General features: G+C 51.0%; 12 protein-coding genes and 1 tRNA gene. 6 read left to right on the top strand and 7 right to left on the bottom strand.

Translation table 11 applies throughout. The features are described from left to right. The first annotated feature begins 49 nt into the window (after nt 1-49). Both prfB and lysS read left to right on the top strand, forming a co-directional pair. Nucleotides 50-1148 (top strand): peptide chain release factor 2 gene (gene prfB, locus QMN38_RS21010; protein ID WP_096878465.1). Its coding sequence is split into 2 segments (ribosomal slippage): nt 50-124 and nt 126-1148, totalling 1098 coding nucleotides; the frame shifts between segments, so codons are not numbered across the junction. A 9-nt stretch (nt 1149-1157) separates the two neighbouring features. Next, the gene (gene lysS / locus QMN38_RS21005) at nt 1158-2675 is read left to right on the top strand and encodes a lysine--tRNA ligase (protein WP_115642921.1); all 1518 of its coding nucleotides are present in this window, start codon (nt 1158-1160) and stop codon (nt 2673-2675) included. A 94-nt stretch (nt 2676-2769) separates the two neighbouring features. Here lysS and idi read toward each other — a convergent pair whose 3' ends face one another. Genes idi through QMN38_RS20985 form a run of 4 tightly spaced genes read right to left on the bottom strand, consistent with a single transcriptional unit; the run spans nt 2770 to nt 6186 of the window. Continuing rightward, nucleotides 2770-3318, bottom strand: coding sequence for an isopentenyl-diphosphate Delta-isomerase (gene idi / locus QMN38_RS21000; protein ID WP_271442490.1), 549 nt, complete (start codon nt 3316-3318; stop codon nt 2770-2772). 53 nt (nt 3319-3371) lie between these two features. Further along, on the bottom strand, nt 3372-4088 hold the full coding sequence (locus QMN38_RS20995) for a DUF554 domain-containing protein (protein WP_271442491.1): 717 nt from the start codon (nt 4086-4088) through the stop codon (nt 3372-3374). Between the two features lie 14 nt (nt 4089-4102). Then, a complete protein-coding gene (locus QMN38_RS20990) occupies nt 4103-4681 on the bottom strand; it encodes a UbiX family flavin prenyltransferase (protein ID WP_271449890.1) in 579 nt (192 codons plus the stop codon). A gap of 11 nt (nt 4682-4692) precedes the next feature. Continuing rightward, nucleotides 4693-6186 carry a UbiD family decarboxylase gene (locus QMN38_RS20985; RefSeq protein WP_271449891.1) on the bottom strand — a complete coding sequence of 498 codons (1494 nt, stop codon included), beginning with the start codon at nt 6184-6186 and terminating at the stop codon, nt 4693-4695. Nucleotides 6187-6401: 215 nt separating this feature from the next. On the opposite strand from QMN38_RS20985, the gene QMN38_RS20980 reads away from it, so the two are divergent. The 4 genes from QMN38_RS20980 to QMN38_RS20965 all read left to right on the top strand — a co-directional run bounded on the left by QMN38_RS20980 (nt 6402) and on the right by QMN38_RS20965 (nt 9619). Continuing rightward, nucleotides 6402-7298 carry a LysR family transcriptional regulator gene (locus QMN38_RS20980; RefSeq protein WP_271456192.1) on the top strand — a complete coding sequence of 299 codons (897 nt, stop codon included), beginning with the start codon at nt 6402-6404 and terminating at the stop codon, nt 7296-7298. Nucleotides 7299-7387: 89 nt separating this feature from the next. Next, nucleotides 7388-8110, top strand: coding sequence for an amidase activator ActS (gene actS / locus QMN38_RS20975; protein WP_271442494.1), 723 nt, complete (start codon nt 7388-7390; stop codon nt 8108-8110). A gap of 80 nt (nt 8111-8190) precedes the next feature. Next, nucleotides 8191-8264: transfer RNA gene (locus QMN38_RS20970), tRNA-Gly, on the top strand. 164 nt (nt 8265-8428) lie between these two features. Beyond that, the gene (locus QMN38_RS20965) at nt 8429-9619 is read left to right on the top strand and encodes a tyrosine-type recombinase/integrase (RefSeq protein WP_048998164.1); all 1191 of its coding nucleotides are present in this window, start codon (nt 8429-8431) and stop codon (nt 9617-9619) included. A 26-nt stretch (nt 9620-9645) separates the two neighbouring features. On the opposite strand, the gene QMN38_RS20960 is transcribed toward QMN38_RS20965, so the two are convergent. From QMN38_RS20960 to QMN38_RS20950, 3 genes are all read right to left on the bottom strand, one after another. Beyond that, nucleotides 9646-10766, bottom strand: a protein-coding gene (locus QMN38_RS20960) for an IS3-like element ISSen4 family transposase (RefSeq protein WP_085950818.1) whose coding sequence is annotated in 2 segments (ribosomal slippage) — nt 9646-10508 and nt 10508-10766 — 1122 coding nt in all. Because the reading frame shifts where the segments join, the coding sequence is not laid out codon by codon here. Between the two features lie 537 nt (nt 10767-11303). After that, a complete protein-coding gene (gene silE, locus QMN38_RS20955; RefSeq protein ID WP_000790483.1) occupies nt 11304-11735 on the bottom strand; it encodes a silver-binding protein SilE in 432 nt (143 codons plus the stop codon). A 250-nt stretch (nt 11736-11985) separates the two neighbouring features. Continuing rightward, on the bottom strand, nt 11986-12345 hold a 360-nt coding region (locus QMN38_RS20950), incomplete at its 5' end, for an ATP-binding protein (protein ID WP_323605911.1).

The following is a 12345-nucleotide window of genomic DNA, read 5'->3' as shown; positions in this document are numbered from 1 at the left end:
CCCGCTCTTATAACCGCATTTTGACTCGTTCAATAAAAGAAATCAGACCATGTTTGAAATTAATCCGGTAAATAACCGCATTCAGGACCTCACGGAACGCTCTGACGTTCTTAGGGGGTATCTTTGACTATGATGCTAAGAAAGAGCGTCTGGAAGAAGTAAACGCCGAGCTTGAACAGCCTGACGTCTGGAATGAACCCGAACGCGCGCAGGCGCTGGGTAAAGAGCGTTCATCCCTTGAGGCCATTGTCGACACGCTCGACCAGATGAGCCAGGGCCTGGAAGATGTTTCCGGCCTGCTGGAACTGGCTGTAGAAGCCGACGACGAAGAAACCTTTAACGAAGCCGTAGCAGAACTCGATACGCTGGAAGATAAACTGGCACAGCTGGAATTCCGTCGTATGTTCTCCGGTGAATATGACAGCGCAGATTGCTATCTTGATATTCAGGCCGGCTCCGGCGGTACCGAAGCGCAGGATTGGGCCAGCATGCTGATGCGTATGTATCTGCGTTGGGCTGAAGCTCGCGGCTTTAAGACGGAAATTATTGAAGAGTCTGAAGGCGAAGTGGCGGGTATTAAATCCGTGACCATCAGAATCGCTGGAGAATATGCTTACGGTTGGCTGCGCACGGAAACTGGTGTACATCGTCTGGTACGTAAGAGCCCGTTCGATTCCGGTGGCCGTCGCCATACGTCGTTTAGTTCTGCGTTTGTTTATCCGGAAGTTGACGATGATATTGATATCGATATCAACCCGGCAGACCTGCGTATCGATGTTTACCGCGCCTCGGGTGCGGGCGGTCAGCACGTTAACCGTACGGAATCTGCGGTGCGTATCACTCACATCCCGACCGGGATTGTAACGCAGTGCCAGAACGACCGTTCCCAGCACAAGAACAAAGACCAGGCCATGAAGCAGATGAAAGCAAAGCTTTATGAACTGGAAATGCAGAAGAAGAATGCCGAGAAACAGGCGATGGAAGACACCAAGTCCGACATCGGCTGGGGTAGCCAGATTCGTTCTTATGTCCTTGATGACTCCCGCATTAAAGATCTGCGTACCGGGGTTGAAACCCGCAACACGCAGGCAGTGCTGGATGGCAGCCTGGATCAATTTATCGAAGCAAGTTTGAAAGCAGGGTTATGAGGAACCAACATGTCTGAACAACACGCACAGGGCGCTGACGCGGTAGCCGACCTTAACAATGAACTGAAAACGCGTCGTGAGAAGCTGGCTAGCCTGCGTGAGCAGGGGATCCCGTTCCCGAACGATTTCCGTCGCGATCATACCTCAGACCAACTGCACGCTGACTTCGACGCGAAAGAAAACGAAGAGCTGGAAGCGCTGAACATTGAGGTATCCGTTGCTGGCCGCATGATGACCCGTCGTATTATGGGTAAAGCATCATTCGTTACGCTGCAGGATGTTGGCGGCCGTATTCAGCTGTACGTTGCGCGCGACGATCTGCCGGAAGGCGTCTACAACGAGCAGTTCAAAAAATGGGATCTGGGCGATATCCTCGGCGCGAAAGGTAAGTTGTTTAAGACCAAAACCGGCGAACTGTCCATCCATTGCACCGAGCTGCGTCTGCTGACCAAAGCCCTGCGTCCACTGCCGGATAAATTCCATGGTCTGCAGGATCAGGAAGCGCGTTACCGCCAGCGTTACCTGGATCTCATCTCTAACGATGAATCCCGCAACACCTTTAAAGTGCGTTCACAGATCATGGCGGGTATTCGTCAGTTCATGGTGGGCCGCGGCTTTATGGAAGTTGAAACCCCAATGATGCAGGTGATCCCCGGCGGTGCGGCAGCACGTCCGTTCATCACCCACCATAACGCGCTGGATCTGGACATGTACCTGCGTATTGCGCCGGAACTGTACCTCAAGCGTCTGGTGGTTGGTGGTTTCGAACGCGTATTCGAAATTAACCGTAACTTCCGTAATGAAGGCATCTCTGTTCGCCATAACCCTGAGTTCACCATGATGGAACTCTACATGGCTTATGCGGACTACAAAGATCTGATCGAACTGACCGAATCGTTGTTCCGTACTCTGGCACAGAACGTTCTTGGAACGACCGAAGTGCCCTACGGTGAAGAAGTCTTCGACTTTGGCAAACCGTTCGAAAAACTGACCATGCGCGAAGCGATTCAGAAATACCGTCCGGAAACCAATATGGCGGATCTGGACAACTTCGACTCAGCGAAAGCGATTGCTGAATCTATCGGCATCAAAGTTGAGAAGAGCTGGGGTCTGGGCCGTATCGTGACGGAGATCTTTGAAGAAGTGGCGGAAGCGCACCTGATTCAGCCGACCTTCATCACCGAATATCCGGCAGAGGTTTCTCCGTTGGCGCGTCGTAATGATGAAAACCCGGAAATCACCGACCGCTTTGAATTCTTTATTGGCGGTCGCGAAATCGGTAACGGTTTCAGCGAGTTGAACGATGCTGAAGATCAGGCACAGCGTTTCCAGGATCAGGTTAACGCTAAAGATGCAGGCGATGACGAAGCGATGTTCTACGACGAAGACTACGTCACCGCTCTGGAACATGGTCTGCCGCCGACTGCTGGTTTGGGTATTGGTATCGACCGTATGGTTATGCTGTTCACTAACAGTCACACCATCCGCGACGTGATCCTGTTCCCGGCAATGCGCCCGGTTAAGTAAGATGTGAACTGCCGGATGGCGGCTGATGCCTTATCCGGCCTACGCGAGACGATTCGTAGGCCGGATAAAACGCTTTTGCGTTGTCATCCGGCAATTAATGACCGTTGGAAAATGCGCGCAATAATTTACGCGCCTTATCGTCTGAAACCTGCATTACCATCCACGGGCTGAAGGCCCACGGTGTAGCGTCAATCCCGCATAACACATCCTCAAGATTGCTCCACCGAGAATCCATCACTTCCTCTGCATTAGGCTGTAGCGTGCTGATTAGCTGTGCGGCATATACCGGGCAAACTTCATTTTCCACAATTCCACTGGGATCTGCGGCACAATAGCGAAAATCAGTGTATACGGGCGTGAGTGCGCGAATGTCAGCTCCCAACTCGAAGCGGGCGCGACGGATAATGGCGTCTTCAGTTGTTTCCCCTGATTGTGGATGACCGCACACCGAATTTGTCCAGACACCCGGCCAGGCTTTTTTGTGCAGTGAACGACGGGTAACTAACAGTTGTCCCTGGTCGTTAAAAATCCAACAGGAAAACGCGAGATGTAGAGGGGTATTGTGGGTGTGGGCGGCATACTTCTCGAGTATACCTGAAGGTATATCTTGCTCATCCAGCAAAACGACATGTTCCCCGGCCATGACAACTCCTGAAAAGAAAAAATAACCCGGCACAAACCCGCCGGGTCATGTACTCAGGCCACTAGGGTAGCCCATAAATGGGACAAAGGCATTACCAAAACAAGCCCTGGAAGCATGTTGGCGACCGGAAATAGTTTAATGTTGCAGATGCGCAATCCGGTCGCGACCATTAGCAATCCGCCAGCACAGGAAAAATCCGCCATCATGTCCGGGGTGATCATCGGCAGAATAACCACTGCCAGCATCGCCAGCGCGACCTGGATAATGATTTGTGGGATAGCAATGGTCATCACCGCGTAACCTAACAGCGTCGCGAAGATCCCAGCGGTAAATAGATCCAGAATCGTTTTGATGTACAGAATCGACGGATCGCCACTCATACCTTCGGTCATCGCACCGAAAATGCCGGTGCCACTGGCGCAAAAGAGCACCAGAATCGCGACGAATTTCTCGGTGAATTCATCATGGCCAAGCCCGTTGACCGGCGGCAGAACTTTATTGATCAATCCACGCGTGGAGCCAGCGGCTTTGCCAATGCCCTTTTCCAGATGCAGTAGCTCACCAAGAATTGCACCAATCACCATGGCGAGGACCACGGCGGGCATATATTTTACTTTTAGCACCAGGGTGATGCCTAAACCAACGGAGCACAGACCGAAGGTCATTGGCAGCGCTGTTTTGACGCGTTCGGGGAGCTTACCGCCCGCCATTGCGCCAACTAGTCCACCAATTATGACGGCGGAGCCATTTACATATGGGCCGATTAGCATTGCAGAATATCCTGTTAATTAAAACGTAGTTCGCCTTCACCCCAGCGAGGGATGTTGTTGATCTCAAGGTCAAACAAATCGAGCGCGCGATTAACGCTATGAGTAATGATGTCGTCTGCCGTTTGCGGACGCTGGTAAAGCGCCGGCACTGGCGGAAAGATAATTCCACCCATCTCGGTGACGGCGGCCATGTTGCGAATATGACCGAGGTTCAGCGGCGTTTCTCTGGCTAGCAGCACCAGACGACGTCGCTCTTTCAGTACCACGTCCGCTGCCCGGGTGAGCAAGTTGTCCGTCAGGCTGTGGGCGATTGCGCCCAGTGAGCGCATTGAACAAGGCGCAATCAGCATACCCAGCGTTTTAAATGAACCGCTGGAGATAGCTGCCCCAAGATTAGCGATGGGATGCACCACGTCAGCCAGTGCCATAACTTCATCCAGGCGGTAATCCGTCTCCAGTTCGCAGGTTTTTTCTGCGCCTTTCGAGACAACCAGATGGACCTCAACGGGAAGCGGGCGAAGCAGCTCCAGCGCTTTTACACCGTACTGAAATCCGGATGCTCCGCTGATACCTATGATGATGCGTGCTGTCATGGTGCGATCCTTTATTCGAAATCCGGCAGGAAGCGCTTCACATCCACATCTTTAAATGCAGAACGCTGGAAGTTGTGCTTTAGGTGGAATGGCACCGTACAGTCGAAAATCGTTTTACAGGACATCCCTTGTTGCAGAATGCTCGGGCTGTATTCTGGTACTTGTGACGGATCGAGAGGGTGGCAGCGGACACCGGGGATCGTAATCGTATCGACATCGCCCTGATAGCGGGTCTGCATAGCCCATAGCACGTCGTCGCTGTCGAAAATATCAACATCTTCATCTACCAGGATGACATGTTTCAGTTCCGGGAACGCAGAGAAAGCCAGCAAAGCCGCCTGACGTTGACGGCCTTCATCCGCCGGGGATGATTTTTTAAACTGCAGAACTGCCAGCAGCTTACCGCCGCCTGCAGAGTGGGCGAAAACGTTGAGCAGTTTTCCCGGCATGGCACGTTCAACCATATCCAGAATGCTGGCTTCGGTAGGGATCCCGGCCATATTGACGTGTTCTTCGCCTGGACCTACGGTGGTGCGCCAGATAGGGTTGATGCGGTGTGTCACGGCTTTCACTTTGATGACTGGGATAGACTCTTTGGCTTCGCCGGTATAGCCGGGAAACTCGGGCATAGCACGACCGGTATTGGTGTTCTGGTCTTCCCGTACACGTGCGTTTGGCAGCAGCTCGCCTTCAATCACGATCTCGGCATGCGCGATGGCTTTTTCGTTGATGGTTTTACACTGAACCATCTCAACCGCCTTCCCGCGCAGTGCGCCTGCGATGCTCAGTTCGTTAAAGCCCAGTGGGGTAGTGGGGGGTTCAAAACAGGCGGCAATTTCAATCGCGGGGTCCACCCCGATGCTGATAGAGATCGGTAGTGGCCGTCCGGCAGCCTCTGCTTTCATACGAAACGCATCAATATGGCGGCCCGGTGTCAGCCACATCGAGAGCTCGTCACGGCTCTGTACGCACAGACGGTGAATGGTGATGTCGGATTCGTGGGTTTCCGGGTCCGAGGCATAGCACAGGCCCATAGTGATATAGGGACCAGCGTCCTCTTCGGTATTAGTTGGTGCAGGCAGTAATTTACGCAGGTCAAAATCGGCATCGCTCGCCAGATGCACGACGTCCTGGCATACGGCACTCCCCTGGGCTATTACCGGTGCGATTGCGTTTTCCACAGAATCCTTCAGCAGATGCCCCAGTTTTTCAGGTTCACACTGAAGAAAATGACTGACACGTTGACGTGAGCCGTTCAGGCCAATTGCTACGCTGATATCTGCAAATCCTTTGATTTTATTGAAGACCATTACTGGACCGTTCTTGCGTGTTGGACGCTGGCAGGTGCCGCCTGCGCCAACATAGCGATAAACACCGGAGAGTTCAGCGTGTGGGTCAACTTCGGTATTGGTCTCAACGTATTCGCCGGGCAGTGTTTTAAGAAGTTCGAGTGCGGAGCGTAAATCATGCACCGTTGAGGGTGTTTTGTAATCAGCATTTGCCATGGGATGTTCCTTTGGAAAAGAAGTTTCGCTGCCGGCACAATATTTCCCATGGCGCTTTTAAACAAATACCGTTTACCGGATGGTCAGTAGATCAAAAAAGTTTATTTTAATGACGTGTTAAATAGTGATTAACCAATATGATGTGTAATGGGCTGGCTTTTTATTTTCCCAGGTAAGTGTGATACTGGAGATAAATGAAACTACAGGTGATCATGATGGATTTGAAGCGCTTACGGTATTTTTGTCGGGTGGTGGAGCAAGGTTCCGTCAGCCAGGCGGCGAAATCGCTGAACATGGCGCAACCGCCACTCAGTAAACGAATTCAGGAACTGGAGGAAGAACTTCAGGTATCGCTTTTTATGCGCCGCGGAAACCGTATTGAACCCACGGAAGCCGGATTTTTCCTCTATCGAAAAGGCTGTGAAATATTACGTCAGGTTGAGGACACGGCTCGCGAAACGGCAGACATTGCGCAGAAAAACCGAACTGAATTAAGAATTGGATTAACGCATCTCTATCAGAATTATTTTAAAGCGTTATTGATGGAGGTTCATCGACGTAATCCAGAAACCACGATAAATATTTCAGTTACTGACTCTAGCCATCTTGAAACGTTATTAACGGAAGGTGGAATTGACCTGGCGCTAATACAACGGCCCTATCGTAGTGAAGGTTTTGATTATGTTTCTTTTGACCCGATTAAGCTGGTGGCGGTTATCAATAAAAAATGTCTGTCGGGTCCACCATCGAATCCCTATAACTACACATCACTGGCGGCACTGCCGTTGGTGTTGTTGCACAGAGCGAAGGATTCAGGGACTTACGAAATGCTCATGGATTTGTTTCGTAAATCTGGTGTGAACGCCAGGGTGATCATGCATATCACACAGCCGGGAGTGATCCTCGACTGGCTGGAGTCCGGCCTTGAAGCCGCGACATTGCTACCCTCTTCAGAAGTCGACGCGGAGAAACTCAGCCAGTGCTACGTGGTGGATGTATTCCCCTCGCCACAAATATTTTATCCGGCGCTGGTGAAATTACCGTCCATGCCTTACTTGCCCGCGCTGATGGATATTATTGCACAGGGATATCCGTTTAATACATCAGGTTGAGCCGAAGCGATTGGGGATCGTCCGGCTGGCTGGTATGATAATTACCTCTGGTTTGGAGGTGAACGTTCGTGTTTAGTGCAGAATGTCTGATGAGTAAACGCTTTTATATCTTGATAATGTTGGTAGGCAGCCTGATCGTTGCAGGATGTTCCAGTTCATCTGATTCCGGCTCTACGTATACCGTGAAGCGTGGCGATACGCTGTACGCGATTTCGCGCTCTACCGGTACCAGCGTCAGGGATCTCGCCCGTCTCAACAACATATCTCCTCCCTATACCATCGAAGTAGGGCAAAGGCTGAAGCTTAGCGGTAGCACGAAAACCAGCCCGACTACCGGCAAGAGCACCACAAAATCTTCTACAAAAACAGCGGCAGTCAGACCGTCGTCCTCCGTACCGCAGTCATCCTGGCCGCCTGTGGGACAACGCTGCTGGCTGTGGCCTGCCAGCGGAAAAGTGATCCTGCCTTATTCAACGGCGGATGGCGGCAACAAGGGTATTGATATCTCAGCTGCGCGCGGCACACCGGTTTATGCGGCGGGGGCAGGGAAGGTAGTTTATGTCGGCAACCAGCTGCGGGGCTATGGCAACCTCATCATGATTAAACACAGTGAGGATTACATTACCGCTTATGCGCATAATGATACGCTACTGGTGAACAACGGGCAGAGCGTGAAGGCCGGGCAGAAAATTGCCACCATGGGTAGCACTGATGCGGCATCTGTACGCCTGCATTTCCAGATTCGCTATCGCGCAACGGCGATTGATCCTCTGCGTTATTTACCGCCGCAGGGGAGTAAACCTAAGTGCTAACAGGCTATTTTATCAGCAGTTAGCATAGTTTGGGCTTGTCAGAGGGTGCGTAAGGTCTATAATGGCCCACGCACCTCTTCGCGGGCGTAGTTCAATGGTAGAACGAGAGCTTCCCAAGCTCTATACGAGGGTTCGATTCCCTTCGCCCGCTCCAAACTCAAGTCTTCTGAAGTCTACCAAACTCAATTTTCCCTTGATAAATCAGCAGTTATAGCATTCTATTAGTCTATTGAACTCAATTGTACTCCCCCAGGGTCAAGCTCAATGTGGGGGTATGGATGGGGGTATAATTGTACCCCCTGCTGAGAGGTACCCCCAATGAAGCTGACAGCTCGTCAGGTTGAAACTGCAAAACCTAAAGATAAGCCCTACAAACTCGCTGATGGTGGTGGTCTTTACCTGCTGGTTAATCCCAACGGTAAAAGATACTGGCGTCTCAAATACCGTTCGCTAGGTAAAGAGAAGCTGCTCGCTATTGGCGTTTACCCCGATGTTTCTTTAGCTGAAGCCAGAAATAAGCGTGAGGATGCAAAAAGGACATTAGCGGCTGGCAACGATCCTTCTCTTGAACGGAAAATTGAGAAACTTAGTCGTCAACAAGATGCAGAAAACTCTTTTGAGGCTATCACGCGGGAGTGGTATCAGCGTCGCTATGACCGCTGGTCTGTCTCCTACCGCGAAGAAATGTTGAGAACCTTTGAAAAGGATGTGTTCCCTTATATCGGTCACCGGCCAATCAAAGATATCAAACCGATGGAGTTGCTTGCTGTTCTTTCAAAGATAGAAGTTCGAGGAGCAACTGAGAAGGTCCGTAAGGTTCGCCAGCGTTGTGGAGAGGTCTGGAAGTATGCCGTTGTGACTGGCAGGGCTGAGTACAATCCAGCTCCTGATCTAGCCAGCGCAGTAGCTCCCCATGAGAAAGAGCACTATGCTTTTTTGACCCAGGATGAATTGCCAGAGTTTCTTCAAACTCTGAACACCTACGCAGGTAGTGTACTTGTTAAAATAGCGATGCAATTACTTATTTTGACTGGAGTAAGGCCTGGGGAATTGAGGCAAGCGGAGTGGCAGGAGTTTGATTTTGAGCGGAAGGTTTGGAACGTGCCAGCAGAGCGCATGAAAATGCGCCGCCCTCATCTGGTTCCGTTATCAAGCCAGGTAATTGACTTGCTTAATCAGCTTAAACCCATGACGGGAGCGGGAACGTTGCTGTTCCCAGGACGTAATAATCCAAAGAAACCGATGAGTGATATGGCATTGACTGTGCTGGTCAGGCGTATCGGCTATGCCGGGCGTGTTACGGGGCATGGATTCCGCCACACGATGAGTACTATTTTGCATGAGCAGGGATTTAACTCAGCTTGGATCGAGCTACAACTGGCTCACGTCGATAAGAACTCAATTCGTGGAACGTATAACCATGCTCAGTATCTAGAGGGAAGGAGGGAGATGATGCAGTGGTATGGCAATCTAATCATTGATTTGAATTCAGCAGTACGGTCAGGCTGACCTGCCCCCACGATTAGATACAACACTCAGTTAGTAACGTCGGAATCTTCATTCTCAGAATGACCCTTTCTCCAGCCCGCTGCAAATTCAGACGGTGTCTGATAATTCAGCGTGGAGTGCGGGCGGCATTCGTTATAATCCTGCCGCCAGTCATTAATAATTTTCCTGGCATGAACGATATCGCTGAACCAGTGCTCATTCAAACATTCATCGCGAAATCGTCCGTTAAAGCTCTCAATAAATCCGTTCTGCGTTGGCTTGCCCGGCTGGATTAAGCGCAACTCAACACCATGCTCAAAGGCCCATTGATCCAGTGCACGGCAAGTGAACTCCGGCCCCTGGTCAGTTCTTATCGTCGCCGGATAGCCTCGAAACAGTGCAATGCTGTCCAGAATACGCGTGACCTGAACGCCTGAAATCCCAAAGGCAACAGTGACCGTCAGGCATTCCTTTGTGAAATCATCGACGCAGGTAAGACACTTGATCCTGCGACCGGTGGAAAGTGCGTCCATGACGAAATCCATCGACCAGGTCAGATTGGGCGCCGCCGGACGGAGCAGCGGCAGACGTTCTGTTGCCAGCCCTTTACGACGTCTTCTGCGTTTTACGCCCAGGCCACTGAGGTGATAAAGCCGGTACACGCGCTTATGATTAACATGAAGCCCTTCACGGCGCAGCAACTGCCAAATACGACGGTAGCCAAAACGCCTGCGCTCCAGTGCCAGCTCAGTGATGCGCCCTGATAAATGCGCATCAGCAGCCGGACGGTGAGCCTCATAGCGGCAGGTCGACAGGGATAAACCTGTAAGCCTGCAGGCACGACGTTGCGACAGACCGGTCGCATCACACATCAACATCACGGCTTCCCGCTTCTGGTCTGTCGTCAGTACTTTCGCCCAAGAGCCACCTGAAGCGCCTCTTTATCCAGCATGGCTTCGGCAAGCAGCTTCTTGAGTCTGGTGTTCTCTTCCTCAAGCGACTTCAGGCGCTTAACTTCAGGCACCTCCATACCGCCATACTTCTTACGCCAGGTGTAAAACGTGGCATCGGAAATGGCATGCTTGCGGCAGAGTTCACGGGCGGGTACCCCAGCTTCGGCTTCGCGGAGAATACTGATGATCTGTTCGTCGGAAAAACGCTTCTTCATGGGGATGTCCTCATGTGGCTTATGAAGACATTACTAACATCGGGGTGTACTAATCAACGGGGAGCAGGTCAATCACAGAAGGAAAGCAGACAGAGCTGCGCGGCAAAGCAACAAAGGGAGGATATACTGTATGGAAAATGAAATCTGGGCATCCTACCCCAATTTATGTGGCGGATTTAGACAAAGCTGTTAGGGAATGTCTAAAATAGCGAAGCCATAGCATAGAATTTTTAATGGCATTATGATCAGGACATAAAGGACTTCATGCAGGGAAAAAATATCCCAAAAGAAACTGGTCATGTCAGCACACCAAAGGATCCTCGCCGGATCCTTTGGTTTTTCTCAGCCACAATCGCTTAACGTGAGTTTTCGTTCCACTGAGCGTCAGACCCCTATAATAATTCCTTTCAGACAGGTACCGGTTAAGTGTAGCTGAGTCAGACAAAAAAGCCCCCTGACGGGGGGCAAAAATGTAGCAACGTTGTTTCAGGAAAATCTATCAGGGAAAAGGTAACAGCACGGATACTACCGTCGCATTCAGCCTGCATTGATCATGCGGCGGTGCGCTTCGGCCATGGCCTGATGTGGGCCGGATTGCCCGTTATTCATGAATTCATGGGCAACCGCTGCTCTTTCATGCTCATTCATCGCCGCGTAAGACGTTGACGGGACGGTCGTGGATACCGTGTTATTTCCCATCATCTTCTGATGACTTTCCACCATTTTCTGGTGCGCATCCGCCGAGCCGTTCGTCATGGTTTCATGAGCAATAATGGCCTGTTCATGCTGGTCCATACCGGTCATACGAGGAGCAGTCCCCTGGATCCCGACAGGAGCCGCAGCAGACTGCATCTGGTGAGCAGGAGCCTGTGCATTGTTGACGCGATCATGGATATTCACGGTTTCAGTGGCCCAGGCCGATGAAATTAAACCAAAGCCCAGCAAAGATGCTAATACGATATTTTTCATGATAACTCTCCATTTCTGAATTAGTGATGTCCGGGGAAGTACAACCGGTGTTTTCAGTTCCATAACTGAAACAAGTTCGGCAGCGTTTATTTCTCCGGAAGAGGGCTGGATATTCATTTCCTGGCGTACTCTGACGCCGGGTATTGATGAAGCAATCCAGCCTTCCTGATAAGTTGCACTAATTATATCGAATGGCTTCTGTTTGCTGCATGACAGGCTAATGACATCTTTGTCATTTACATCTTTATTTTCAGCATTGGGTTTCCGGGATCATTTTCTCCAGTCTGGGCACGGATAAGATAAAACGCGTGGAGCGTACGTCTGATTCCACCTGCACTCTTCCGTGATGTGCTTCCACGATTGACTTCACAATCGCAAGGCCGATGCCGCTGCCTTCTCCTTTTCGTTGTCTGGATGGATCCACCCGATAAAAACGGTCAAACAGCCTTGATAAATGTTCTTCAGGGATCGGTTTCCCTGGATTTTCAATCACAAGGTCAAAAAAGCTCTCCTGCTTTCTTATTGAGACGGTTATGGCCTGTCCCTCCGGGGTATAACGCAGGGCATTGGATAACAGATTATTGATCGCTCTTCTGAACATTTGTGGATC

Source organism: Citrobacter sp. R-1.5.2 (genome assembly GCF_035064245.1).
Taxonomy (GTDB): Bacteria; Pseudomonadota; Gammaproteobacteria; order Enterobacterales; family Enterobacteriaceae; genus Citrobacter.
The sequence above is the reverse complement of the archived record's forward strand: the minus strand, read 5'-3'. Positions and strand labels throughout refer to the sequence as shown.